This is a genomic window from Streptomyces hokutonensis (genome assembly GCF_000376565.1).
GTDB classification, from domain to species: Bacteria; Actinomycetota; Actinomycetes; order Streptomycetales; family Streptomycetaceae; genus Streptomyces; species Streptomyces hokutonensis.
The window spans coordinates 1-24017 of record NZ_BARG01000118.1 but is presented as its reverse complement, the minus strand read 5'-3'; the positions used below and the strand labels follow the sequence as shown (position 1 = coordinate 24017).

Sequence of the window (24017 nt, the reverse complement as noted above, 5' to 3'; positions counted from 1 at the left end):
GTATCCCGCACGCGTACTCCTTCGCGCTGGAATATGCCCGAAGCGCTTGTTGGGGTGACGGAACGTCAATCATGCTGTCTCGCAAGGGATTCACGTTCCGTGACCCTGGCTCCGGTCGTTGTTCTGGCCATGCAGAAAATGGCTACGATCGTGGCCCTCGTGAGGCGCGAGGCTATGTGTCCGCCGGTTCGGATGGTGTGAGCGGTGCAGGTGCTTCAAGTGCAGCTGGAGATCCGGCCCGACCCCGCAGAGGTGGGGCGGGCCAGGAGATGGGCGCGCTCCCGGCTCGCCGGGTCCGGGATAGAAGCAGACGAACCGCTCGCGGAGACGCTGATCCTGCTGGTCTCCGAGCTCGTCACCAACGCGGTGGTGCACACGGGCTGTCCGGCCGTGCTGCGGCTCTCCCTGCCGGACGAGGCGGACGAGTCGGCCACGGTCCGCCTCGAGGTCGCCGACACCAGCTGCACGGCTCCCGTGCCGCGTTGCGCGGACGGTGACGAGACCGGCGGTCGCGGACTGGCGCTGGTGGACGGCCTCGCCGACCGCTGGGGCTGGAGCGCCGAGGGCACCGGCAAGCGCATCTGGTGCGAGCTGGACCGGGGCAGCCAACCCCGGGACGCGGCCGCCGCGTTCGGGGGCGGTGTCACGGCGTACGGGGGCTTCGAGGGCTTCGCGTACGAAGCCGTGTAGGTGCTGTCTGCAAGTGCCCGGCGGAGATGCGCCGGGCCGTGCTTCCGCGCGCGCCCTGCGGCAAAATGGTGCTTAAGGAATAAATCCCCGGATGGGCGTTGACGCGACGTGACCGTTTGGTCACGCTTGTGGGCAGCGATTCGCCGCGAGGGGACGACGAGGGCTTCGGTGACGGGGGCCCTCGGCGAGTGTGGGTCGTGTTCGGCGTGGGTTCCCTCGGGGCCGGGGGCCGGGACGGGTGCGCCGGAGTCGGATGGCGGCAGCGCGGTGCCGTGCTCGGGGCGGGCAGCAGCGCGCCGCCATCCGACCGTAAGTCCGGCCCTCGTCAAAACCGGACTGCCCTAGAGGATGGCGATGGGGGCCACCGGGGTTCCCGTGGCGCCCACGAAAGGTTCGGGCATCGCCGACAGGAAGAACGTGAAGCGGTTCTCTTGTCCACAAGCTGTGGACAACTCTTCGAGATTCCAGTTCTGCCCCTGGAGCATCCCCATCTCGACCAGGTCGAGGGCGTGCACCGGCAGCCACAAGTCCTCGATCTCCGGCGGAAATATCTCGAAGGTCAGGGTGTCGTTGGCGACCGCCGCGACATCCCGCGCGTGGAACCACTCCGGCGTACGGATCGAGAGACCGGGCGAGGGATAGCCGTACCCGTGCTTGTCGCCGGACAGGTACACCTGCACCTGCCCGGTCCGTACGAGCACTATGTCGCCCGCGCGGACCTGGGTGCCGGCGAGTTGCTCGGCGGCCTCCAGGTCCTCCGGGGTCACCGCGTGACCGCCTTCCAGACGGTCGACGCCGTGCGCGCGTGCCACGTCCAGCAGGACCCCGCGCGAGACGATGTGCCGCGCCTTGTCGATACCGCTGAACTCGGCGCCCCCGTGCGGCGTCACGGTGCCGGCCGGGCGGCCGTTGTAGAGCTTCCCCGAGTGCGAGACATGGGTCAGCGCGTCCCAGTGCGTGCCCGCCTGCAGCCCCATCGTCACCGCGTCGTCGCTGCACGCCACCGTCCCCGGGCCGAAGAGCTCCTGGTTGATCTGCACCATCGCGTGCAGCGGATTGACCCGGCCCGGGATCATCCCCGTCTGGACGCCGTCGGCCCGGAGGGGGAGCGCGAGCGGGATGCGGCGGCCGGTCCGGATCTCGGCGGCCGCCTCGCGGACCACCTCGTCGGTGATCAGGTTCAGCGTGCCGATCTCGTCGTCCGGTCCCCAACGGCCCCAGTTGTTCACGCGCTTGGCGATGGCGTGGAACTCCGGACCCAGTGACGGCGGTGACGGTGGTGACGTCGGCAGTGACATCGGGGCCTCCCCGGGGCTTGTCCTCAGGCATCTGACGGGTCGTAGAATCTGAGTCGAATCTAACGGACCGTCAGAAACTGCGGGAGGGGCCGGACATGGGGAACTTCTTGGCAGGCAAGGTCGTCGCCGTCACGGGCGCGGGCCGGGGCATCGGGCGGGCCGTCGCGCTCGCGGCCGCCGCCGAGGGTGCGCGGGTCGTCGTCAACGACTACGGCGTCTCGATGGACGGCGCGTCGCCGACGAGCGAGATCGCCGAGGGGGTCGTCAAGGAGATCGAGGCGGCGGGGGGTGAGGCCGTCGCCGTCGCCGACGACATTTCTACGATGGCGGGTGGGCAGCGGGTTGTCGACGTCGCGCTCTCTTCGTACGGGCGCCTCGACGGTGTGGTGTGTGTTGCCGGGATTCTGCGGGAGCGGATGCTCTTCAACATGTCCGAGGAGGAGTGGGATCCCGTTCTCGCCACGCATTTGAAGGGGACGTTCACTGTCTTCCGGGCGGCCTCGGCCGTCATGCGGAAGCAGCGGAGTGGGACGTTGATCGGGTTCACCAGTGGGAATCATCAAGGGTCTGTTTCGCAGGCCAATTACAGCGCGGCGAAGGGCGGGATCATCTCGCTGGTGCGGAGCGCTGCGCTGGGCCTGAACAAGTACGGGGTGACCGCCAATGCGGTGGCGCCTGTTGCTCGTACGCGGATGTCGGCGAACGTTCCTATGGAGTTGGCGGAGATCGGGTCGCCGGAGGATGTTGCCGCGTTGGTGGTGTATTTGCTGTCGGATGCTGCTCGGGAGGTGGGGATCACCGGGCAGGTTTATACCGTTGCGGGGCCCAAGATCGCGGTGTGGGCGCAGCCTCGGGAGTTGCGGTCGGCGTATGCCTCCGGCGGTTGGACGGTTGAGAAGATCGCGGAGTTTTTGCCGGGGTCTGTGGGGGTGGATCCGATGCCGATGCTTGGGCGGTTGCAGGAGATGGAGAGGGCTGCGCGGGAGGGGAACCGGCCTAACGCCCAATAGCTCGTGGGGTGTTGGGTTGTTGGGCGGGTGCGGGTGCGTTGTGGCTGGTCGCGCAGTTCCCCGCGCCCCTTGGGTGAGTGGACTCGACGGCGTTGATAGGGGAGCCCTGTGGATTTTGGATTCATTGACGCGGATGAAGGGTTTCGGGCCGAGGCTCGGGGCTGGCTCCTTGAGCATGCCGATTCCGGTCAGGATCGGCGGGCTTGGGAACGCACGCTCGGCAAGAGCGGGTGGATCGGGCTGGGTTGGCCTGAATCCGGGTACGGGAATCGCAGTGCCACGCTCACTCAGCAGGTCGCCTGGGCCGAGGAATATGCCCGGTCTTCCGCTCCTCCGCGTTCCGGGCACATCGGGGAGAACCTGCTCGCCCCCACTCTCATCGCGCACGGCACCGACGCGCAGAAGTCCCGGTTCCTGCCTGCCATTGCCGCGGGGGACGAGTTGTGGTGTCAGGGGTACAGCGAGCCGGGGGCGGGGTCCGATCTGGCCGGGGTGCGGACCGTTGCCGTAAGGGAGGCGGACGGGTATCGGATCAGTGGGCAGAAGATCTGGACCTCTCTCGCGCATGAGGCCGACTGGTGTTTTGTGCTGGCGCGGACCGAGGTGGGGTCGCGGCGGCATCACGGGTTGAGTTTTCTGCTGGTGCCGATGGATCAGCCGGGGCGTGTCGAGGTGCGGCCGATACGGCAGTTGACCGGGACGAGCGAGTTCAACGAGGTGTTCTTCGACGGGGCGTTGGCGCGGGGCGAGCATCTTGTGGGGGGTGAGGGGGGTGGTTGGAACGTTGCCATGAGTCTGCTCGGGTTCGAGCGGGGGGTGTCGACCCTTGCCCAACAGGTCGGGTTCGCGCGGGAGTTGGGGCGGGTTGTGGAGGCTGCTGTCGCTTCCGGGGCTGTGCTCGATCCCGTCCTACGTGATCGACTCGTGCGGCAGTGGGCCGAGTTGCGGACCATGCGGTGGAACGCATTGCGAACGCTCGGGCGGGCCGGGGACGCCGGGGCGCCCAGTGTGGCCAAGCTGTTGTGGGGCGGGTGGCACCAGCGGCTCGGGGAGCTGGCGATGGCGGTGCGGGGGGCCGCGGCGGCGGTGGGGCCGGTGGACTGGTCGCCGTCGCTGTCGTACGAACTCGATCCGCTTCAGCACCTGTTCCTCTTCTCGCGGGCCGACACCATCTACGGCGGCTCGGACCAGGTTCAGCGCACGATCATCGCCGAGCGGGTGCTCGGTCTGCCCAGGGAACCCAAGGGGGTCGTCTGATGCGCGGTGTGGTCTTCGACGGCAAGCAGATCCAGGTCGTGGATGACTTGGAGGTGCGGGAGCCGGGGGCGGGGGAGGTGCTCGTCGCCATTTCTGCGGCCGGGTTGTGTCACAGCGATCTGTCCGTGGTGGACGGGACCATCCCATTTCCCGTTCCTGTGGTGCTGGGGCATGAGGGGGCGGGGGTGGTGGAGGCCGTGGGTGTGGGCGTCACCCACGTGGCGCCCGGAGATCATGTGGCCCTGTCCACGCTCGCCAACTGCGGTACCTGCGCCGAGTGCGACCGGGGGCGGCCGACCATGTGCCGGCAGGCCATCGGGCGGCCGGGGAAGCCGTTCACGCGGGGCGGGCAGCCGGTCTACCAGTTCGCCTCCAACTCCGCCTTCGCCGAACGGACCGTGGTGAAGGCCGTGCAGGCCGTGCGGATACCCAAGGACATTCCGATGCCGTCCGCCGCGCTCATCGGGTGCGGGGTGCTGACGGGGGTCGGCGCCGTGCTGAACCGGGCGCGGGTCGACCGGGGGGAGAGTGTCGTCGTCATCGGGACCGGGGGGATCGGGCTCAATGTCATTCAAGGGGCCCGGATCGCGGGGGCGTCGCGGATCGTCGCGGTCGACGCGAACCCGGCGAAGGAGGAGACGGCGCGGAAGTTCGGCGCGACCGACTTCCTGAAGTCCACGGAAGGGGTGCGGGACCTGCTGCCCACGGGGGCGGACCACGTCTTCGAGTGCGTCGGGCGGGTCGAACTGGTCCGGCAGGCCGTCGACCTCCTCGACCGCCACGGCCAGGCGATCCTGCTCGGCACGGCACCGGCGACGGCGGAGGCGTCCTTCCTCGTCTCGTCGATGTTCCTGGACAAGTCGATCCTCGGCTGCCGGTACGGATCGTCACGACCCCAGCGGGACATCCCGCTGTACACCGAGCTCTACCGCCAAGGGCGGCTGCTGCTGGACGAGTTGGTCACCAGGACGTATCCGGTGGAGGACTTCGAGAAGGCGGTGGGGGACCTGGAGGCGGGGCGGGTCGCGCGGGGGGTTCTGACATTCTGACGACGGTACGGACCGTCGCCTGACGGTGGCATGACGGGAGTTGTCCACAGGTGGGGAAAATCCCGTGGGGCGCTGTCGGTGGCGGCCCGTAGCGTGCTGGCATGACCTACCGCGACGTTGTCTCCCGACAGGTCCTGACCTGGGCCTGCACCGCCGTCGGCGCCCGTATGCCCGTGGCCATGGCCCCGCTCGCCCTGGTCTTCCTGGTGCGCGAGCGGCCCGGGGGCTACTCGCTGGGCGCGATCATCGCGGCGGCGTACGTCCTCGGGGAGATCGTCGCCGCCCCGGTGCTCGGGATGCGGCTGCGGCCCGAGCGGGCGCGGGGGCAACTGGCGGTCGGGCTCGGGCTCGGCGCGGCGGGTTTCCTGGGGCTCGGGATGTTTCCGGGCGCGCATCCCGTCGTCCTCGCCGGGTTCGCGTGTCTCGCCGGGGCCGCCCCGTCCGCCGCGACCGGTGCGCTGCGCACCCTGCTCAGCTCCCTGGTGCCGGAGCGGTCCGTGGCGCAGGCACTGTCCGTCGAGTCGATACTCACGGCCGGGGTCTGGGCGCTCTCCCCGGCCGCCGTGGCCGGACTGGCGCTCGGCGTCGCGCCCCGCGTTCCGCTGCTGCTCGCGGCCGGTCTGATGGCGTCCTCGGTCGGGGGACTGTGGCTGCTCCCGGCGGGGTGGGGCGCGGGCGGCACGGACACCAAGGACGAGACGGGCGGGACGGGCGGGACCGGTGCTCCGCTGCTCCGGGTGCTGGTCGGTGCCTGGCCGGTCTATGTCACCGGCGCGGCCAGCATGACCCTGCTCGGACTGTCCGAACTCGTCCTGCCCGCCCTGCTCGAACAGCGCGGCATCGGTGTCGGCTGGTCCGGTCCGCTGCTGGCCGGGATGGCGGTGGGCGGCGGCCTCGGCGCCTTCCTCTACGGCCTGCGCGGCTGGCCGGGGCTGCTGCGCACCCGCAGCCTGGTGCTGATGGCCGGGACCTCGGCCTGCGTGACGCTCGCCGCGCTGATACCCAGCACGCCCGGGATCGCGGTCGCCCTCGTCGTGGGCGGCACACTCCAGTCGGGCGCGATGATCACCCGCAACCTTTCCCTGCGCGAGGTGCTGCCGCCCGGCGCCCTGGCCGCCGGTTACTCGGTCATGTACGGGGCGGCGGGCGCGGGTTACGCGGCGACGGGGTCGCTGGCCGGGGCGCTCCTCAAGGTGACGGTGCCGTCGACGGCGATCCTGGCGGGCGTGGGCCTCACCGGGCTGCTGACGGTGACCGGGTGGTGGGGCGAGGCGCGGAGCGCGGGCCGGGGAGCGGGGGCGGACCGGGTGGGCCGGGCGTCGGAGGGTGCTGAAGTCGCCGTGGCGGATGGGGGTGCCGGCGGCGGGACGGTGGCCGACGGCGGGGACCGGGCCAGACCGCTCGGTCCCTGAAGTCGCGCGTCGCGAGGGGGAGTTGGCGGCGTTCGCGAAGCGGAGCCGGCGAAGTCAGGTGCCTCCGAGCGGAGTTGGCGGTGATTCTTACGAAGCTCGGACGTCGGGCCCGGGCGTGACTTTTGCCCGCTTATGTACCGCGCTCGCGGGCTAGCGTTGCAGCCGTCCGGCAGTGAGCGCGAGTCGCTCCGCCGGCTCCTGATCCCGCGTTCCGTGCTTCCGGTTTCCGGTTTCCGCAAGCTTCCGCATGTTTCCGCAAGAGGAGTACCCACACATGGCTCTCGCCAAGGCCCGCGCCTCCCGCAGCTCCCGCGCCGTCAGAATCGCCCGCACGGCGGGTACGGGCGCCGTCGCGCTCGCCGCCGCGGCCCTCTTCGCCGCCCCCGCCGCCAGCGCCGCCGACGCGCACCGCGGCTCCGACTCCCGCGCCCACCACGGCAGTTCGACCGTCTTCGTCCAGACCGACGACACGACCGCCAACTCCGTGGTCGCCTACGAGCGTGCCGCCGACGGCACCCTCGGGCAGAAGGGCGTCTACCGCACCGGGGGCAAGGGCGGAGTCCTGGCCGGCACCGTCGCCGACCACCTGGCCTCGCAGGGGTCGCTCGCCTACGACCGGCACCACCAGCTGCTCTACGCCGTCAACGCGGGCAGCGACACCGTGACCGTCTTCGCCGTGCACGGCACCCAGCTGCGCCGTGTCCAGGAGATCTCCAGCGGCGGGCAGTTCCCGGTCGGCGTCACCTTCCACGGCGACCGGGTCTACGTCGCCAACGCGCTCGGCGGCGGTTCGATACAGGGCTTCGTGCGGACCGGTGAGCGGCTGGTCGAGGTCCCGTCCTGGCACCGCGAACTCGGCCTGGCCGCAACCGCTTCGGCCGTGGGACAGATCTCCTTCACGCCCGACGGCTCGAAGCTCGTGGTCACCACCAAGGCCGCCGGGCAGAGCATCGACGTCTTCCCGGTCGGCCGGTACGGCGGTCCGTCCGAGCGGCCCGTGGTGACCTCGCTCCCGGGGGCCGTGCCGTTCGGCTTCGACTTCGACTCCGCCGGACGGATCCATGTGACGGAGGCCGGGACGAACTCGGTGGGCACCTTCGCCGTGGCCCATGACGGCGGACTGACCGCGAAGGGCACCGTTGCGACCGGTCAGACCGCCACCTGCTGGGCGGTCACCGCCGGAGGTTACGTGTACGCCTCCAACGCGGCCAGCGGCACACTGTCCGGCTACCGGGTGGGCGCCCAGGGCAAGTTGACCGCGCTGGGCAACACGGCCACCGACGCCGGCACGGTGGACGCGGCGGCCTCCTCGGACGGCCGGTACCTGTACGTCCAGACCGGGATCAAGGGCATCGTGGACGAGTTCCGGGTCGGCAAGAACGGGTCGCTCACCGAGATCGGCTCGGTCGTGGTGCCGGGCGCAGTCGGCGGGGAGGGCATCGTCGCGGGCTGACGGGGCGACACACGCGGGGCACGGGTTCAGGACGCGGCGCCGACACCGCCGTAGCTCTCGGACCCGCTGCCCCTGCCCCCGCCCGTGCGGAACGTCCGGCGGTACGTCGTCGGAGTGACACCGAGTGCCGCCTGCAGATGCTGGCGCATCGACTGGGCGGTGCCGAAGCCCGCGTCCGTGGCGACCTGGTCCATGGACAGGTCGGTGGACTCCAGGAGGTGCCGGGCGCGTTCGACGCGCTGCTGGGTGAGCCACTGGCCGGGGCTGACCCCGACCTCCTCGCGGAAGCGGCGGGTGAAGGTGCGCACGGACATCGCCTCCTGCTCCGCCATGTCGCGCAGCTGGATCGGCTCGTGCAGCCGGCCCAGCGCCCAGGCCCGGGCGGCGGTCGTGGTCGCCAACTGCGGGTCGGGGACCGGGCGGTGGATGTACTGCGCCTGCCCGCCGTCGCGGTGCGGCGGTACGACCGTGCGGCGGGCCACGTCGTTGGCGACCGCCGTGCCGAAGTCGCGGCGCACCATGTGCAGGCACAGGTCGATCCCGGCCGCGACACCCGCCGAGGTCAGCACGTCGCCGTCGTCGATGAACAGCACGTCCGCGTCCACCTCGATCCGCGGGAAGAGCTGCTGGAACCGCTCGGCCTCCGCCCAGTGCGTGGTCGCCGGGCGCCCGTCGAGGAGACCGGCGGCGGCGAGGACGTAGACACCCGTGCAGATCGACGCGAGGCGGGTGCCGGGGCGGATGTGGGCGAAGGCGGCGGTGAGCTCGGGGGTGAGGACGCCCTCCTCGAAGACCGGGCCGAGTTCGTACGACGCCGGGACGATCACGGTGTCGGCGGTGGCCAGCGCCTCCGGACCGTTCGGGACGTGGATGGCGAAGTCGGCGTCGGTGTCGACGGGCCCCGGCGGCCGGACCGAACACGTCACGACCTCGTAGAGCAGCCGCCCCTCGGCGTCCCTGGGGCGGCCGAAGATCCGGTGCGGGATGCCCAGCTCGAAGGGGAGCAGCCCGTCGAGGGCGAGCACGACGACACGGTGCGGGCGGAAACCGTCGGTGGCGGTCGCGGTGGCGGTCGTGGTGACTGTGGCCATGACCCGATTGTATGGCCCGATCCTAACGAATGCTGTCCTCCGGGCCAATGGATCGGATCCGCCGCAGGCCGGAAGCTGTATGGCGTGACCCAGACAACGGAACCGACCGCCGCTCCGACCGAAGCCCGGCCCACCTCACGTATACGCGTCCACCGCGCCTGGTTCGTCGCGGCCGTCACCTTCGTGACGATCATCGGCGCGGCGGCCTTCCGTTCGCTGCCGGGGCTGCTGATCGATCCGCTGCACCAGGAGTTCGGCTGGTCGCGCGGCACGATCGGGGCCGCGGCCTCCATCAACCTCGCGCTGTACGGGCTGACGGCCCCCTTCGCGGCGGCGCTGATGGACCGCTTCGGCATCCGGCGCGTCGTCGCGGTCGCGCTGACCGTGATCGCGCTCGGCTCCGGCCTGACGGTGTGGATGACCGCGCCCTGGCAACTGCTGCTGTGCTGGGGCCTGTTGGTGGGTCTGGGCAGCGGTTCGATGGCGCTGGCGTTCGCCGCGACCGTCACCAACCGCTGGTTCACCGCACGCAAGGGCCTGGTCACCGGCATCCTCACCGCCGCCTCGGCGTCCGGCCAGCTGATCTTCCTGCCGCTGCTGTCCTGGATAGTCGAGGAGCACAGCTGGCGCCCCGCCGCCGTGACCGTCTCCCTCGCGGCCCTCGCCGTCGTCCCCTTCGTGTGGCTGCTGCTGCGCGACCACCCGGCGGACGTGGGCGCGAAGCCCTACGGCGCGACCGAGTTCGTCCCCAAGCCGGAACCGGTGCCGGGCGCGGCCCGTCGCACGGTCTCCGTCCTGTTCAAGGCGGTCCGCACCGGCCCCTTCTGGCTGCTGGCCGGCACCTTCGCGATCTGCGGCGCCTCCACCAACGGCCTGATCCAGACCCACTTCGTGCCCGCCGCCCACGACCACGGCATGCCCATCACGGCCGCGGCCTCGCTGCTCGCGGTGATCGGCGTCTTCGACGTCGTCGGCACGATCGCCTCCGGCTGGTTCACCGACCGCTTCGAACCCCGCCGCCTGCTCGCCGTCTACTACGCCCTGCGCGGCATCTCCCTCCTCTTCCTCCCCATGCTGCTGGCCCCGACGGTCCACCCGCCCATGCTCTTCTTCATCGTCTTCTACGGCCTCGACTGGGTCGCCACGGTCCCCCCGACCCTCGCCCTGTGCCGCGAGCAGTACGGCGAGGACAGCGCGATCGTCTTCGGCTGGGTGCTGGCCTCGCACCAGATCGGCGCGGCGCTCGTGGCCTTCCTGGGCGGGGTCGCACGGGACGCGTTCGGGTCGTACGACATGGTCTGGTACGTCTCCGGGGCGCTGTGCGCGGTGGCGGCGCTGATGGCGCTGGTCATCCGGCGGCGGCCGGTCGCGGGGCCGGTGCGGGTGGCCCTCGCGTGACGGCTACGGAGCGGCGGTGATGCGCCCCTTCGTGTCCACGGTGTGGGTCTGCCAGTAGGTGTCCCACTTGTCGTCGACGTGCTGGGGCACCTTGCCCTTCGGGTACCGCACGTAGCCGCTCGGCGGGGCGTCGCCGTTCTTCACACAGGCGCCGCCCATGGTGCTGCCCGGGACCAGCACCGGGTACTCGCCCGAACTGCACATGGCGTCCGCCGTGGTGAACGAACAGGCGGACAGCAGTCCGGCGGTGGATATCAGGGCGGCGGTGAGAACGGCGACGCGCGTGCGCTTGCTCATGGTTGGGTCCCCCCGGTCGAATGCTCGAATCGCTCCGAGAGCAAGGCTGCCGGAGGGGAGAGGGACCTTCATGAGTACGCCGACTCAGAATCGGGGCACGGGTTACTCAGGGGAACTCAGACGAACCGGCCCCGGTGGAACAACAGCGGTGCTCCGTCCGGGTCCTCGGTGCCCAGCCCGTCCACCCGCCCCACCACGATCAGATGGTCGCCCCCGGTGTGCACCGCGTGGATCGTGCAGTCGATCCAGGCGGCGGCGCCGGTCAGGCGGGGGGAGCCGGAGACCGGGGACGCGTCGTAGTGCACGCCCGCGAACTTGTCGGTGCCGCTGATCGCGAAGCCGCGGCACAACTCGCCCTGGTGGGCGCCGAGTACGTTGACGCAGAAGACGCCGGCGCGGGCGATGCGCGGCCAGGTCGTGGACGTACGGCCGACCATGAAGACGACGAGCGGCGGGTCGAGGGAGAGCGCGGAGAACGACTGGCAGGCGAAGCCGGCGGGACCGGGTTCGCCGACCGCCGCAGGGGCGGTGATCACCGTCACGCCGGTCGCGAAGTGGCCCAGTACGCGCCGGAATTCGCCGTGCTCGACCGGCGCGCGCTCGTCGTCCGCGACGCACCGGAGCTCCGGCCGCGGCAGCGCCTCGACAGGCTGCGCGGCCGGAGCGCTTCCGGACGACCTGAGGTAGCGGACGGCGGCGGCAGCCGCTCCTGCGTGTCCCATCACACACCCATTGAAGCTGACGGGTCATCAGATAGGAAGGGGCGCGGGCGGCGGGGGTTCTGACGGCTGGTTCACAGACTCCCGGGAAGAACATGGGAGTTACGACGCCGCACGGACCCCCCTGAGTCACTCCCCGCACACCCGCCCGCAGCAGAGTTCCGCAACGACCGCCGCCGGTACGGAACCGGTGGCCGCCGCGACCCCCGAGGAGCATCCACCCGATGAACCGTCCCACCGCACGCGGCACCGCGGTTGCCGCCGTGGCCGGCCTCGCACTGACCCTCGCCGCAGCCCTGCCCGCGCAGGCCGCCGACTCGACCGTCACCGAGGCCCAGTGGCTGTCCGACGTCGCCGCCGTCACCGGCCCCGCGCAGACCTACATCGACTCCCGCGCCGCCGCCAACACCTCGGGCGCCAAGCCGGCGATCGTCCTCGACATCGACAACACCTCGCTGGCGTCCTACTTCGAGGGCGGCTACCCCACCCCGGCCACCGCGCCGGTACTCGCCCTGGCCAAGGACGCGCACGCCAAGGGCGTCAGCGTCTTCTTCGTCAGCGCCCGCACCAACCTGATCGACGTGGCCACCAAGTACAACCTGACGAACGTCGGTTACACCGTCGACGGCCTCTACACCCGCACGCTCATCGACATCGCGAGCGAGAGCGTCGCCGACTTCAAGACCTCCCAGCGCAAGGCGATCGAGGCGAACGGCTACGACATCGTCGCCAACATCGGCAACAACACGACCGACCTGACGGGCGGCTACGCCGACACGACGTACAAACTCCCGGACTACGACGGCCTGTTGGACTGACGGGCACTGCACACCCGGCACACCCGGCACACCTGGACCCCCGCCGAGCACGTCGGCGGGGGTCTCAGCTCTTGTTCAGCGACCGTGTCACGCCCGCGACGACCGCCGTCGTCAGCACCCAGCCGGCCGCGATCAGGGCGTAGGAGAGCCATTGCGCGAGGCTTCCGTCCGGCCAGTACCAGGCGCCGCGCTGGCCGAGGCCGCCGATGGGGATCAGCAGGTCGAGGGTGTAGACGAAGGCGTTGAACAGCGGCCCTTGGCCGGCCTGGACCGGCTTCGGCGACTCGCCGCGGAAGACGACCGTGCCGAGGGCGGTCAGCGCCAGGATCCACACCCCGGCCAGCCAGGGCCGGTAGCCGTAGCCGACCAGGGCGTCGAGCAGGTGCCCCCACAGCCGGCCCACCGGATGCAGAGTGCCGCGACGGTGGCGCTGCTTGGCCAGCAGCACCTTGCGCGCGTCGTCCTCGTGGCCGACCTGCCGGTACCAGCTCGCCAACTGCTCGTACGGCTGCGGGGCGTAGCCGGGCTCGCGGCGGACCCACTCGACGCGGCGGGTCACGTCGTTGCCGCGCAGCCCGTCCTCGGACTCGATGGAGGCGTAGCCGAACCCCTGGAGCCGTACGACGTCCGGCCAGCTGTCCTCGCCGTCGTGCAGGACCGAGACGTGGGCCCCGCGCAGGTCCACCGCACCGGAAGGGGGCACGGCGGGCGTGAAGTGGAGCTCCCCCGCCTGCATCCGCGAGCAGTCCAGGGCCACGTCCGGGCCGTTCAAGTAGGCGCCGTCGAAGGTGAGTCGGTCGGATAACTGCGCGCCGCGCAGCTGGACGGTCCCCGCGGCGGTGAACCCCTGGGAGAAGACCAGGGTCCCGGCCACCGCGCTGTCCGCGACGAGCGCCGGGCCGTCGGGGTTGTCCAGCCGGGCTCCCTCCATGAACAGGCCGCCGGGCAGATGGGCCCCCAGCAGCCGGATCCCCCCGTGGGCGGTGAATTCGTGACGGCAGAAGACTCCGCCCTCCATGACCAGACCGCCGGCGAACAGCGCCCAGCCGTCCGGGTCCGACAACACCGCCCCGCCCAGCTGCAGTTCGCCCGCGATGCGCGCCCGCAAGAGCGAGAGCCTGCCGTCGAGGACCGAACGCTTCAGATCGAGGGTGCCCTCGACGGAGGCCAACGAGGCGTCCATGCCCGGGACTTGGCAGCCGACGATCCCGATCGTCCGGGTGGCCGCTCCGAAGAGATTCGGAGCCTCCTCGAACCAGCAGCCCTCGAACCGCAGCAGGTGCCCGATCTCCGCCTCGGCCAGGTCGAGTTGGCCGGTGATCCGGGCGCCCGCGACCCGCAGAGAGGTCACCGCACCGGGCGGCGCCGCGTTGGCTCCCCGCGCCAGCGCCGTCACGACAGCCGCCCGAAGCGTGCGCCCGGGTCCCCAGCCCGCCCCCTGCGCCGGATCGTCCTCGTCCGGCGAGCCCACGCGCAGGTCCACCAGGCGGCCTTCGGGGAAGGCGTTCCACAACTCCCGTTCGGGCGGGGTCATTTCCTCGTACGACAGCATCGACACAGCGTAGAGACCAAGGCCCGCGGCGCGGGCGTCAGCGTCCCCGGTACTCCGGACTCCGCCGCTCCACGAAGCTCGCCACGCCCTCCTGCGCGTCCTCCGTCGTCATGTTGATCTCCTGGGCCGCCGCCTCCGCCGCGAACGCGGTCGTGCGGTCGCTGTCCAGGGAGGCGTTGACGAGCTGTTTGGTGAGGGCGAGGGCGCGGGTCGGGCCGGTGGCCAGGCGTTGCGCCCACTCGCGGGCCGTCTTCTCCAACTCCCCGTCCGGGACCACCCGGTTGACGAGGCCGAGGCGTTCCGCGTCCGGGGCGGTCAGAGCGTCGCCGAAGAACATCAGCTCCTTCGCCCGCTGCGGGCCGATCAGGCGGGGGAGCAGGTAGGCGCCGCCGCCGTCCGGGACCAGGCCCCGGCGGACGAACACCTCGATGAACCGCGCCGACTCCGCGGCCAGGACGAGATCGCAGGCCAGGGCCAGATGCGCGCCCAGGCCCGCCGCCGTGCCGTTCACCGCCGCGATCACCGGTTTCTCGCAGTCCAGGACGGCGGCGATCAGGCGTTGCGCGCCCAGGCGGATCGTGCGGGCCACGTCTCCGGCCACCCGTTCGCCGTTCGCCGTCGCGCCGCCCCTCAGGTCCGCGCCCGCGCAGAAGCCGCGACCGGTGCCGGTGAGGACCACCGCCCGTACGGACGGGTCGGCCGACGCCTCGGTCAACAGGCCTATCAGGTGGTCCCGTTGGGCCGGGGTGATCGCGTTCATGGCCTCGGGGCGGTTGAGGGTGAGGTACGCGACCTGGCCCGAGACGGTGTGCACGACCTCGCTCATCGGCACACCGCCAGCGCGTCCAACGCCACCGCGCCCTGCCCCCGGGGCAGCACCATCAGCGGGTTGATGTCCAACTCGGAGAGCACGTCGCCCAGTTCGAGAGCCATGCGCTGGACCCGCAGGATCACCTCCACCAGCGCGTCCAGGTCCGCAGGCGGTCGCCCCCGTACCCCGTCGAGCAGCGGACGGCCGCGCAACTCACCGAGCATGTCGGCCGCTTGATCCTCGCCGAAGGGCGGCACCCGTACCGCCACGTCCCGCAGCACCTCGACGAGCACCCCGCCCAGGCCGACCGTCACCGTCGGCCCGAACAGGTCGTCCTGGGTGACGCCGACCACCATCTCGACGCCCCGCTCGACCATCTGGCAGACCAGGACACCGTCGAGGGTCACGTCCTCGTAGCGGGCGATGTCGGTCAACTCGCGGTAGGCGTCCCGGACTTGGCTGGCGGAGGTGAGACCCACCTTCACCAGGCCCAGTTCCGTCTTGTGGGCTATCTGGCCGCCCGACGCCTTCATCACCACCGGGTAGCCCACCAGGCCCGCCGCCCGTACGGCCGCCGCCGCGCTGGTCACCAGCTGCTCGCGGGGGACCCGGATGCCGTAGGCCCGCAGGAGTTGTTTCGCCGCGTGCTCGCTCAGTTGCTGGCCCGGACGCATCAGGGCCTGGGCCTTGCGGAAGGAGGGGGAGAGGGTGCGGGGGGCCTCGTCGAAGGGGGAGCGGTAGGCGTGGACGAAGCGGTGGTGGGAGAAGTAGGCGCGCAGTGCCGTGATGCAGTTGCCGACCGTCCGGAAGGTGGCCACCCGGGAGGAGCCCAACAGGACGTCCCGGTACGCCGGTTCGGTGCCGACGGGTGAACCCCACACCACGCACACCAGCTTGTCGGTGCGTTCGGCCGCGGCGACGAGGTCCTCGACCAGCTTGTCGCTCAGCGGTGGGAAGGGGCCCGTGATCGGGCACACCAGGACGCCCACCTCCGGGTCGTCGAGGATCGCGTCGATGATCTTCCGGCCGCGCCAGTCGCCCACCGGGTGACCGCCGTTGTCCACCGGGTTGGCCACGCTCAGGTACGGCGGTATCCACTCGTGCAGTTCGCCCTGCTTGGCGGTCGACAGCTGGGGCAGGTGCAGTCCCGCCTCGCTCGCCAGGTCGGCGAAGTGGGCGCCCGTGCCGCCGGAGATCGAGTACACGACGACACCGTCCGCGACCGGAGGCTTCGCCCGCGCCAACAGGCTTGCCGTGTCCTGGAGTTCGTCGAGGCCGTCGACGCGGAGCACGCCGTACTGGCGCATCGCCGCGTCCACCACCGTGTCCGCGCCGGTGAGTTTGCCGGTGTGGGAGGCGGCGGTGCGGGCGCCGGTCTCGGTACGGCCGACCTTCACCGCCACGACCGGGACCTTGCGGCGGGCGGCGCGGTCGGCGGCGAGGAGGAAGGCGCGGCCGTCCTTGAGGCCCTCCAAGTAGCAGGCGATGGCGCCGACTTCGGGGAGTTCGGCGAAGTAGGAGATGAAGTCGGCGGTCTCCAGGTCGGCCTCGTTGCCGGTGGGCGCCCAGTGGGAGAGGCGGATGCCGAGTTCCTGGAGGGCGAAGACCGGGCGCCCCTGGTGGCCGGACTGGGTGATGAGGGCGATCGCGGGCCCGTCGAGGTCCTCGCGGAAGTTCTCGAAGGCGTTGAGGTTGGTGTTCGGGCCGAGCAGACGGAGACCGGAACGGCCGACAGCGGCGGCGAGTTGGGTCTGCGCCAGTGCGCCCTCCTCGCCCGTCTCCGCGAAGCCGGACGCGAAGGCGACCGCGAACTTCACCTTCGCCTCGGCCAGTTGCTCGATCACGGGGAGCGGGTCGGCCACCAGCACCACGGCCAGGTCGACCTGTTCGGGGAGATCGGGGACGGACGGGAAGCAGGGGACGCCGAAGACCGTCGTACGGGTGGGGTGCACCGGGTGCAGGCGCGCTCCCACCCGGTCGGCCCAGGCGATGAGTTGGCGGGTGATGCCCGTGTTCGGGCGTCCCTCCGCGTCCGAGGCGCCGATCACGGCGACCGACTCGGGGCGGAAGAAACGGTCCAGGTCGGGGACGCCGGCGTACAACGGCCGCCCACCGACATCGAGATCGTCGACGTCGGCGGGCCTTCCGTGGACGGCGGGGCCGGGTTGCTCACCGCAGGCGATGACCCGGGCCCGGCGGGAGTCGGTGGTGAGGGTGCCGTGGGTTGATCCAAGCATCGGTCCGCCCGCTCCTGTGTGACAGTCGTGACAGCACAATTAACTGACGCACTGTCAGATTACTGAACTGACACTGCGTCAGGAACTGTCGTGCACGCAAAGAACGGGCGGAACCTAGCTCACGGCACTTTTGCGGACGGACTTGGCGAGGGTCTTCGCGATTTTCTCCGCGTCGATCGCCAGCTCGCGGAGCATGCCGCTGATGGGGTTGGTGAAGCCGGTGAAGTACAGGCCGGGCGCGTCCTTCGGGGAACGGGCGCCGTGCACGACCGGCTTCCCTCGCGCGTCCAGCACGCCGAGATGGCCGACGAGACCCTCCAGCGAACGGACGTACCCCGTGGCCGCGACGACGGCGTCCGGCTCGATCCGCTCACCGCCGGCCAGCACCACCTTGCCGTCCTCGAACGACTCCACGGCCGCCACGACCTCCACCCGCCCCTTGCGCACGGCGTCGATCAGACCGACGTCCTGCACCGGGATCGACCCGTCCTTGACCCGGCTGTACAGCCCGGTGTCGGGCCGCGCGAGCCCTTGCTCCGACAGGTCCGGCACGCTGAGCTTGGCCATCGGCCCCGCGAGCCGGTCGACGAGCCGGACCGGCAGCCGCCGTACGACGATGCCCGTGTACTGGGCCGCCCAGCCCGCGGTCGAGCGGCGCACGATGTGCGGGGTGGTGCGCACGGAGAGCCGTACGCGCGAGGCGCCACCCTCCACCAGGTCGACGGCGATCTCCGCGCCCGTGTTGCCGACGCCCACGACCAGGACGTCCCGGCCCGCGTACGGCTGCGGGTTGCGGTAGTCGGCGGCGTGCAGCAGCTCGCCGGTGTAGGTGTCGCGGCCGGGCCAGTCGGGCAGCCGGGGGGTGTGGTTGGTGCCGGTGGCGACGACGACCGCGCGGCCGGTCAGCTCACGGCCGCCGGTGGCGTGCAGCAGCCAGCCGGCGCCGTCGGCCGAGCGCTCGATACGGGAGACCTCGACGCCGGTGACGATCTCCAGCTCGTGGACCTCCGCATACTTCTCCAGATAGCGCACCACGTCGTCGCGCGAGACCCAGCGCCCGAAACGGCGCGGTATCGCGAGGCCCGGCAGGCCCGAGAGCCGGCGGGTGGTGTGCAGATGGAGGCGGTCGTAGTGCCCGCGCCAGGACGCCCCGACCCGGTCCGACCGCTCCAGTACGACGGCACGGATGCCCCGCGCGCGCAGCGCGTACGCGGCGGCGAGTCCGCCGGGGCCGCCGCCGACGACGTACACGGGGCGGTCTGCGTGGTTCTGCGGCACCGGGGTCGGGGACGCTGTGGAGTCGGCCATGAGCGCGAGCGTAATCACGTCCCACGTTGATGGGTCTCGGTCAAGACCGGAATTGGTTGCGGATTGATCACGGGTGTGGAGGACTGGGTGAGACCGGTGGCGTAGAACCTCTGGTTGTGAGGGCCCGGTGGTCGTGCGCGCCTTGGGGACTACTTCTTCTTCGGGCCCCGGTAGTTGGTGACCTGGGCGATCCAGGTGATGAAGTCGCCCGGGTCGGTGTTGGCGCCGTGGCCCTCGTCCCAGTAGTAGACGTGGTTCACGTCGTCGCCCAGGTTGTCGAGGCGGGCGGCGAGGTTGGCGGCGACCGTCAGCGAGGTGTCCGAGTCCTGCGGAGAAGGGCAATGGTAGGCGAATCGCCGTCAGTGAGATTTGCTGTCCACCGACGGATCGGTGAGGGCGACCTCCAGTAGGTGCACGATCTCGCCGTTGACCGATCTACGGTCCCGCTTGGCCTGTGCGGCGAGGCGTTCGTGAAGGTCGACGGGGAGCCGGACCGTGATGCGCTTCTCTTCATCCATGCCACCACTGTAGTTCCCTGAGGATGGAGAAATGCCGTATCCTTGACGTCATGATGACGTCGAAAGGGCAGGCGGAGGATGCAGGGCATGCGCGGTACAGCTACCGTCTGCGCGTGTCGTCGACCGCCCGCACCGCCCTTGAGGCTGAGTGGGCGCGCTGTCGGTGGATCTGGAACGAGTGCTGCGCCCGCTCCAAGAAGGCGTACGCCGAAGAGGAGAAGTGCGGCCCGGCCCGCCTCGACAAGATGCTGACCGAGGCCCGCACCGCGAACGCGTGTCTGCGCGCGGGCAGTTCGGTGCCGCAGCAGCAGATCATCCGCGACTTCGCCATGTCCCGTGCGGAGGCCCTGAAGGACATCAAGGCCCGCTTGCCGCAGCAGCAGCGGGCTGGGATGCCGAAGTGCAAGAAGAAGCACGCCGCCGACCCGTCGCTGAACTACACGCAGCGCGGGTTCCGCCTCAAGGACGGCCGCCTGCACCTCGCGGGCGGGATCGTGCTGAGCGTGGTGTGGTCGCGGGACCTGCCCAAGCCTCCGTCCTCCGTCCGCGTCTACCGCGACAGCCTCGGTCACTGGTACGCCTCGTTCGTCGTGGCGGCCACTATCGAGGCCCTGCCTGCCACTGGACGGGACATCGGCATCGACTGGGGAGTGAAGGAGACCGCGACCACCACCTCGGATGCCCACGACCTCCCGCACGCCCAGCACGGCAAGAACGCCGCGCAGCGCCTGGCCTGTTACCAGCGGATGATGGCCCGCAGGAAGCCCAAGCGTGGACAGGCCGGATCGAAGGGCTACCGGGAAGCGAAGCGGCACACCGCGAAGCTCCACAAGAAGGTCGCCCGGCGGCGCGAGGACACCGGCCGCAAGTGGGCCAAGAAGGTCGTACGCGACCACGACCGCCTGGCCGTCGAGGACTTCCGCCCGAAGTTCCTCGCCCAGTCCACCATGGCCCGCAAGGTCACCGACGCGGCGATCGGCGCGACCAAGCGGGCCCTGATCCACATGGCCCGCAAACACGGCCGTGAACTGCACCTCGTACACCCCGCGCACACCACCATGGACTGCGCTCAGTGCGGAGCGAGAACCAAGCACGCACTGCCCCTCTCGGAACGAACCTACGCCTGTACCGCGTGCGGAGCCGTGTCCTCCAGGGACAAGAACTCCGCCCGCGTGATGCTGGTCCGGGCTGGTCTCAACCCGGCTGGTGCTGATCGTGTAAGAGCTGACGGACCGCCGGCCCGCAGCCAACGTGAGCCAGGAATCCCCATCCCTTAGGGAGGGGGAGGATTCAATGCCCTGTGCTTCACCCCCCCCGCAATAATCTGCCGGGCGTTCGTGCGGGCCCGCAGCAGCGTGGCCCGCGCACAGGATTTTCATGGCCCCCTCTCGGCTTTCTTCAGCTTCTGACGTACCGTCAGATTCATGGATGCGATCTGGCTCGACGGAGCGGAATGGCTCGCGGTCCTCCGCATAGGACTCGGCCTGTGGTGGCTGGAGAGCTGGCGGCACAAGGACAAGAAGGCCTGGTTCGAACGCGGCACCGGCATCGCCTGGGCCGCCGACGTCGCCGCCAAACACCGCTGGACCGCGGTCCGTTCGGGCTTCGACGTGATGGTCGCGCCCCGCCCGCGCACGATGGCGTACGTCGTCGTCTACGCCGAACTCGCCGTAGGCCTCGGCCTGGTGGCGGGATTCCTCACCCCGGTCGCCCTCGTCGGGGGCCTGCTCCTCAACGTCCTCTACTTCACCCTCATGATCCACGACTGGGCGGAGCAGGGGCAGAACGCGATGATGGCGCTCATCTCGGTCGTGGCGCTGTTCGCGATGTCCTGGCAGGTGTGGTCGCTGGACGACGCGGTGGGATGGTTCCGATGACCACCGCCCCCCGCTTCGACCTCCCCGAGACCGACGCGTTCACCCGGACCTACTGGGACGCGGCCGGCCAGGGCAGACTGCTGATCCGCCGCTGCGCCGACTGCGGCCGGCCCCACCACTACCCGCGCGAGTTCTGCCCCCACTGCTGGAGCGAGAACGTCAGCTGGGAGACCGCGAGCGGCCACGCCACCCTCTACACCTGGTCCGTCGTCCACCGCAACGACCTGCCGCCCTTCGGCGGGCGGGTGCCGTACGTCGCCGCTGTCGTCGATCTCGCGGAGGGCCCGCGCATGATGACGGAACTGGTGGACTGCGACCCCGCCGTCCTACGGGCCGGAACGCCGGTCGAGGCGGTGTTCCGGGAGGGAGTGCCGGTGTTCAGGCTTCCGCCCGGGGAAAAATGACACACCCGGTGCACGGGGCACTTGATTCAATGGCGCGATGGCCCACATACGCGAGCGGTCCGTTCAGCACCCCCTGCCCGAGCTGAACGGCCACGGACTGCGGCTGCGCCCCTGGGACCCCGACGACGACACCGATGTCGCGGACTGGCTGCGCGGAGTGTCCGACCCCGACTTCCAGCGCTGGAACACCCCACTCCGTCCGGTCACGGACCTCACCGGCGCCCGCAACTCGCTCCGCTCCCGCGCCGAGGGCGCCGAGGACGGCGTCAGCGCCTCCTTCCGCGTCATGGACGCCGCCGACGGCAGAACCCTCGGACACATCGGCGTCAACGACATCGACCACCTCATCAGCGTCGCCCGCGTCGGCTACTGGACCCTCCCCGAGGCCCGCGGCCGGCACGTCGCGATCCGCGCCCTCACCCTCGCCGCCCGCTGGGCCCTGACCGACCTGGGCCTGCACCGCCTCGAACTCGGCCACGCCCTCGGCCACCACGCCTCCTGCCACATCGCCGAACGCTGCGGCTTCCCCGCCGAGGGAACACTGCGCGGGGCGATGTTCGAGGCGGGCCGCCGCGACGCGTTCCGCGACGTCCACCTGCACGGCCGCCTGGCGACCGACCCGGAGGTAGAACTGTGACGACGATCCCCGCCTGGCACCTCACCCCCGACCTGGACCAATTCCTCGGCCTGGCAGGGGACTTCCTCCGGTCCCGCCCCGCACACCACACGGTTCAACTGACGGTGACGGACACCCTGCGCAGACGCGGGCGGCACATCTACGGCGACGGCGACCCGGAGTTCGGTGTCCTGGAACGCGACGGCACCGTCACGGCCGCCTACTTCCGCACACCCCCCGGCCGCCTCATGTCGACCCGCCTCACTCCCGACGAGGCCGAAGCACTGGCGGCCCGACTCGCCGACCAGGGCGTCGAGTTGCCCGGCGTCATGGCCGAACAGGACACGGCGACGGCCTTCGCGCAAGCATGGCGACGACGAACCGGAGCCGAACCCGAGGTCGGCGTCCGCCAACGCCTCTACCGCCTGGCCGAGTTGACGATCCCGAGCCCCGCCCCTCCCGGCCGCCCAAGAGTCGCGGAGGCCAAGGACCGCGAACAACTCATGCGCTGGCACGGCGAGTTCGTGCAGGCGATCGGCGAGCACGGCGCCATGATCGGCTCGGCCGAATGGGCCGACGCACGCATCTCCTACGGCGGCGTCACGCTCTGGGAGACCCCCGACGGAACACCGGTGTCGATGGCCGGAGTCACCGCGAAGATCGCCGGCCAGATCCGCGTCGCCCCCGTCTACACCCCCGCGGACCTGCGGGGCCGCGGCTACGCCGGCGCCGCCACGGCGGAGGTCAGCCGGGCCGCGCTCGCGGCGGGCGCGGCCGAGGTACTCCTCTTCACCGACCTCGCGAACCCGACCAGCAACGCCCTCTACCAACGGATCGGATACCGCCCCGTCGCGGACTTCACGGCATACGACTTCGGCCCCGACACCGACGCCGGCCAAAGCTGATACTCGACTCATGGCAACGGAAACAGGACCGAACCTCCACGACCTGCTGAAGTCCCTACGGGTATGGGCCCCCGAGACGACCGAACTACGCCCGTTCGACCCGACGACGGCACCGGGCACCCCCCTCGCCCTCTTCACCACGTGGTTCGCGGAGGCGGTGGCGGCGGGGGAGACCGAACCCCACGTCATGTCACTGGCGACGAGGGACGACGAGGGTCTCCCCGACGTACGGATGGTGATGCTGCACGGCGCGGACACGGAAGGCTGGTCCTTCGCGACCCACTCCACAAGCCGCAAGGGCCACCAACTGAAGCACTTCGCGTACGCCGCCCTCTCCTTCTACTGGCCCCGCCTGGGCCGCCAGATCCGCCTGCGAGGCCCGGCCCTCCCCGCAACCCCCGCCGAATCCCAGTCCGACCTGCACGCCCGCTCGACAGGAGCCCTGGCAGCGGCCCTGACCGGCCACCAGAGCGAAGTCCTCCCGTCCTTGGAGGAGCTGACCCAAGCTTCTGAAGAAGCCTGGGAACTGGCCCAACGCGAGCCGCAGACCCCCGCCCCCTCCTGGACCCTGTACCGCGTCTTCCCCGACGAGGCCGAGTTCTTCCAAGGGGATGCGCTACGACGGCATGTCCGGCTGAGTTATGTGCGTGAGGAGCGGGGCTGGGCGAAGGTGTTGCTGTGGCCCTGAGTTGCTAGAAGTCACCGTGGGGCCACTCGCTTCTTTGCCAGTGTCGGGCTTCCGCGGACCGAGTAAAGGGCGCTCCCTGCGGTCGCGTCGCCTGCGGCGATTCCGCTGCGCTCCACCCTTGACTAGGTCCGCTCCAGCCCGTTGGAGAAGCGAGCGAGCGGCCCGGAGGAACGGGTGGCCGAGGCATACCGGCCCTTACGTGGGCTGCGTTGTCGGCCGGTGTTGTGGGGCGCGTCCGCGTCTCGCCAGCACGCCGGGTGGGCTTAGCGGCCAACCGCCGGTGGGGGGTAGTGGATGGCGGGCGGTGAGTGGTGCGTGGAGTGGCGGGTGATGGGCGGATGGGGGCCAGGGGGGGGCTGGGTAGGGTTTCGGGACGGTCCTGGGTGGTGATGGGGGTGGCGGCCCGGTTCCGCCAATCGCCTTCAATCAATTGCCTTGCCCGTGGGACTCGGTGCGCCGCAGTGTCGCAGCAAGGGGGCGAGAATGCCTTGCTCTGCCGCCGCCCCCGACCCACCTCTCTGGAAGCTGTGGTCTTTTCTAACCAGTCATGGAGGGTGGGAGTGGTTAGTCTGGCGCACAGCTTCTGGAGACCCCCCGCCCCCTGCCCGC

23 protein-coding genes are annotated in these 24017 nt (G+C 70.7%); 14 read left to right on the top strand and 9 right to left on the bottom strand.

Annotated features, from left to right (window positions below):
• Positions 1-219: 219 nt before the first annotated feature.
• Positions 220-690: an ATP-binding protein gene (locus SSP08S_RS51935; RefSeq protein WP_019075564.1), complete on the top strand. Its 471-nt coding sequence runs from the start codon at positions 220-222 to the stop codon at positions 688-690.
• Positions 691-1031: 341 nt separating this feature from the next.
• Here SSP08S_RS51935 and SSP08S_RS51930 read toward each other — a convergent pair whose 3' ends face one another.
• Complete coding sequence (locus SSP08S_RS51930; protein ID WP_019075563.1) at positions 1032-1988, bottom strand: cyclase family protein; 957 nt, start codon at positions 1986-1988, stop codon at positions 1032-1034.
• A 95-nt stretch (positions 1989-2083) separates the two neighbouring features.
• On the opposite strand from SSP08S_RS51930, the gene SSP08S_RS51925 reads away from it, so the two are divergent.
• The 5 genes from SSP08S_RS51925 (at position 2084) to SSP08S_RS51905 (ending at position 8169) form a co-directional block, all read left to right on the top strand.
• Entirely contained in the window at positions 2084-2998 is a 915-nt protein-coding gene (locus SSP08S_RS51925) for an SDR family oxidoreductase (RefSeq protein WP_019075562.1), read from the top strand.
• A 108-nt stretch (positions 2999-3106) separates the two neighbouring features.
• On the top strand, positions 3107-4255 hold the full coding sequence (locus SSP08S_RS51920; RefSeq protein ID WP_019075561.1) for an acyl-CoA dehydrogenase family protein: 1149 nt from the start codon (positions 3107-3109) through the stop codon (positions 4253-4255).
• A complete protein-coding gene (locus tag SSP08S_RS51915; RefSeq protein WP_019075560.1) occupies positions 4255-5304 on the top strand; it encodes a Zn-dependent alcohol dehydrogenase in 1050 nt (349 codons plus the stop codon). The genes SSP08S_RS51920 and SSP08S_RS51915 overlap by 1 nt, the downstream gene beginning before the upstream one ends.
• A gap of 101 nt (positions 5305-5405) precedes the next feature.
• On the top strand, positions 5406-6716 hold the full coding sequence (locus tag SSP08S_RS51910) for an MFS transporter (protein ID WP_019075559.1): 1311 nt from the start codon (positions 5406-5408) through the stop codon (positions 6714-6716).
• Between the two features lie 274 nt (positions 6717-6990).
• Positions 6991-8169, top strand: coding sequence for a lactonase family protein (locus SSP08S_RS51905; protein WP_019075558.1), 1179 nt, complete (start codon positions 6991-6993; stop codon positions 8167-8169).
• Between the two features lie 26 nt (positions 8170-8195).
• On the opposite strand, the gene SSP08S_RS51900 is transcribed toward SSP08S_RS51905, so the two are convergent.
• Entirely contained in the window at positions 8196-9260 is a 1065-nt protein-coding gene (locus tag SSP08S_RS51900; RefSeq protein ID WP_019075557.1) for a GlxA family transcriptional regulator, read from the bottom strand.
• An 84-nt stretch (positions 9261-9344) separates the two neighbouring features.
• Here SSP08S_RS51900 and SSP08S_RS51895 point away from each other — a divergent pair, with 84 nt between their 5' ends.
• A complete protein-coding gene (locus tag SSP08S_RS51895) occupies positions 9345-10658 on the top strand; it encodes an MFS transporter (RefSeq protein ID WP_019075556.1) in 1314 nt (437 codons plus the stop codon).
• 3 nt (positions 10659-10661) lie between these two features.
• Here the strand turns inward: SSP08S_RS51895 and SSP08S_RS51890 are convergent, their stop codons facing one another.
• A complete protein-coding gene (locus SSP08S_RS51890; RefSeq protein ID WP_019075555.1) occupies positions 10662-10955 on the bottom strand; it encodes an SCO0607 family lipoprotein in 294 nt (97 codons plus the stop codon).
• A gap of 116 nt (positions 10956-11071) precedes the next feature.
• Complete coding sequence (locus SSP08S_RS51885; protein WP_019075554.1) at positions 11072-11677, bottom strand: flavin reductase family protein; 606 nt, start codon at positions 11675-11677, stop codon at positions 11072-11074.
• A gap of 221 nt (positions 11678-11898) precedes the next feature.
• Between SSP08S_RS51885 and SSP08S_RS51880 the strand changes: the two genes are divergently transcribed.
• Positions 11899-12492: an HAD family acid phosphatase gene (locus tag SSP08S_RS51880; RefSeq protein WP_019075553.1), complete on the top strand. Its 594-nt coding sequence runs from the start codon at positions 11899-11901 to the stop codon at positions 12490-12492.
• A gap of 64 nt (positions 12493-12556) precedes the next feature.
• Here SSP08S_RS51880 and SSP08S_RS51875 read toward each other — a convergent pair whose 3' ends face one another.
• From SSP08S_RS51875 to SSP08S_RS57775, 5 genes are all read right to left on the bottom strand, one after another.
• Positions 12557-14044 (bottom strand): hypothetical protein, encoded by a 1488-nt coding sequence (locus SSP08S_RS51875; RefSeq protein WP_026179560.1) that lies wholly within the window; start codon positions 14042-14044, stop codon positions 12557-12559.
• Positions 14045-14081: 37 nt separating this feature from the next.
• A complete protein-coding gene (locus tag SSP08S_RS51870) occupies positions 14082-14870 on the bottom strand; it encodes an enoyl-CoA hydratase/isomerase family protein (protein ID WP_245608141.1) in 789 nt (262 codons plus the stop codon).
• On the bottom strand, positions 14867-17092 hold the full coding sequence (locus SSP08S_RS51865; protein ID WP_019075550.1) for an acetate--CoA ligase family protein: 2226 nt from the start codon (positions 17090-17092) through the stop codon (positions 14867-14869). Before SSP08S_RS51865 ends, SSP08S_RS51870 begins: the two co-directional genes overlap by 4 nt.
• Positions 17093-17206: 114 nt before the next feature.
• A complete protein-coding gene (locus SSP08S_RS51860; protein ID WP_019075549.1) occupies positions 17207-18400 on the bottom strand; it encodes a flavin-containing monooxygenase in 1194 nt (397 codons plus the stop codon).
• Between the two features lie 359 nt (positions 18401-18759).
• Positions 18760-18918 carry an Arc family DNA-binding protein gene (locus SSP08S_RS57775; RefSeq protein WP_019075547.1) on the bottom strand — a complete coding sequence of 53 codons (159 nt, stop codon included), beginning with the start codon at positions 18916-18918 and terminating at the stop codon, positions 18760-18762.
• A 53-nt stretch (positions 18919-18971) separates the two neighbouring features.
• Here SSP08S_RS57775 and SSP08S_RS51845 point away from each other — a divergent pair, with 53 nt between their 5' ends.
• The 6 genes from SSP08S_RS51845 to SSP08S_RS51820 all read left to right on the top strand — a co-directional run bounded on the left by SSP08S_RS51845 (position 18972) and on the right by SSP08S_RS51820 (position 23408).
• Positions 18972-20195: an RNA-guided endonuclease InsQ/TnpB family protein gene (locus SSP08S_RS51845; RefSeq protein WP_043260439.1), complete on the top strand. Its 1224-nt coding sequence runs from the start codon at positions 18972-18974 to the stop codon at positions 20193-20195.
• Between the two features lie 147 nt (positions 20196-20342).
• A complete protein-coding gene (locus tag SSP08S_RS51840) occupies positions 20343-20795 on the top strand; it encodes a hypothetical protein (RefSeq protein ID WP_019075545.1) in 453 nt (150 codons plus the stop codon).
• Positions 20792-21199 (top strand): Zn-ribbon domain-containing OB-fold protein, encoded by a 408-nt coding sequence (locus SSP08S_RS51835; RefSeq protein ID WP_019075544.1) that lies wholly within the window; start codon positions 20792-20794, stop codon positions 21197-21199. Before SSP08S_RS51840 ends, SSP08S_RS51835 begins: the two co-directional genes overlap by 4 nt.
• Positions 21200-21236: 37 nt before the next feature.
• On the top strand, positions 21237-21836 hold the full coding sequence (locus tag SSP08S_RS51830; protein WP_019075543.1) for a GNAT family N-acetyltransferase: 600 nt from the start codon (positions 21237-21239) through the stop codon (positions 21834-21836).
• Positions 21833-22720 (top strand): GNAT family N-acetyltransferase, encoded by an 888-nt coding sequence (locus SSP08S_RS51825; protein ID WP_019075542.1) that lies wholly within the window; start codon positions 21833-21835, stop codon positions 22718-22720. Before SSP08S_RS51830 ends, SSP08S_RS51825 begins: the two co-directional genes overlap by 4 nt.
• 10 nt (positions 22721-22730) lie before the next feature.
• A complete protein-coding gene (locus tag SSP08S_RS51820; RefSeq protein WP_019075541.1) occupies positions 22731-23408 on the top strand; it encodes a pyridoxine/pyridoxamine 5'-phosphate oxidase in 678 nt (225 codons plus the stop codon).
• Positions 23409-24017: the final 609 nt, after the last annotated feature.

Coding starts and splice junctions, on each gene's coding strand:
- SSP08S_RS51930 (WP_019075563.1), bottom strand. CDS start 1,988: ATGTCACTGCCGACGTCACCACCGTCACCGCCGTCACTGGGTCCGGAG.
- SSP08S_RS51925 (WP_019075562.1), top strand. CDS start 2,084: ATGGGGAACTTCTTGGCAGGCAAGGTCGTCGCCGTCACGGGCGCGGGC.
- SSP08S_RS51915 (WP_019075560.1), top strand. CDS start 4,255: ATGCGCGGTGTGGTCTTCGACGGCAAGCAGATCCAGGTCGTGGATGAC.
- SSP08S_RS51910 (WP_019075559.1), top strand. CDS start 5,406: ATGACCTACCGCGACGTTGTCTCCCGACAGGTCCTGACCTGGGCCTGC.
- SSP08S_RS51905 (WP_019075558.1), top strand. CDS start 6,991: ATGGCTCTCGCCAAGGCCCGCGCCTCCCGCAGCTCCCGCGCCGTCAGA.
- SSP08S_RS51900 (WP_019075557.1), bottom strand. CDS start 9,260: ATGGCCACAGTCACCACGACCGCCACCGCGACCGCCACCGACGGTTTC.
- SSP08S_RS51890 (WP_019075555.1), bottom strand. CDS start 10,955: ATGAGCAAGCGCACGCGCGTCGCCGTTCTCACCGCCGCCCTGATATCC.
- SSP08S_RS51885 (WP_019075554.1), bottom strand. CDS start 11,677: ATGGGACACGCAGGAGCGGCTGCCGCCGCCGTCCGCTACCTCAGGTCG.
- SSP08S_RS51880 (WP_019075553.1), top strand. CDS start 11,899: ATGAACCGTCCCACCGCACGCGGCACCGCGGTTGCCGCCGTGGCCGGC.
- SSP08S_RS51875 (WP_026179560.1), bottom strand. CDS start 14,044: ATGCTGTCGTACGAGGAAATGACCCCGCCCGAACGGGAGTTGTGGAAC.
- SSP08S_RS51870 (WP_245608141.1), bottom strand. CDS start 14,870: ATGAGCGAGGTCGTGCACACCGTCTCGGGCCAGGTCGCGTACCTCACC.
- SSP08S_RS51865 (WP_019075550.1), bottom strand. CDS start 17,092: ATGCTTGGATCAACCCACGGCACCCTCACCACCGACTCCCGCCGGGCC.
- SSP08S_RS51860 (WP_019075549.1), bottom strand. CDS start 18,400: ATGGCCGACTCCACAGCGTCCCCGACCCCGGTGCCGCAGAACCACGCA.
- SSP08S_RS57775 (WP_019075547.1), bottom strand. CDS start 18,918: ATGGATGAAGAGAAGCGCATCACGGTCCGGCTCCCCGTCGACCTTCAC.
- SSP08S_RS51845 (WP_043260439.1), top strand. CDS start 18,972: ATGACGTCGAAAGGGCAGGCGGAGGATGCAGGGCATGCGCGGTACAGC.
- SSP08S_RS51840 (WP_019075545.1), top strand. CDS start 20,343: ATGGATGCGATCTGGCTCGACGGAGCGGAATGGCTCGCGGTCCTCCGC.
- SSP08S_RS51835 (WP_019075544.1), top strand. CDS start 20,792: ATGACCACCGCCCCCCGCTTCGACCTCCCCGAGACCGACGCGTTCACC.
- SSP08S_RS51830 (WP_019075543.1), top strand. CDS start 21,237: ATGGCCCACATACGCGAGCGGTCCGTTCAGCACCCCCTGCCCGAGCTG.
- SSP08S_RS51820 (WP_019075541.1), top strand. CDS start 22,731: ATGGCAACGGAAACAGGACCGAACCTCCACGACCTGCTGAAGTCCCTA.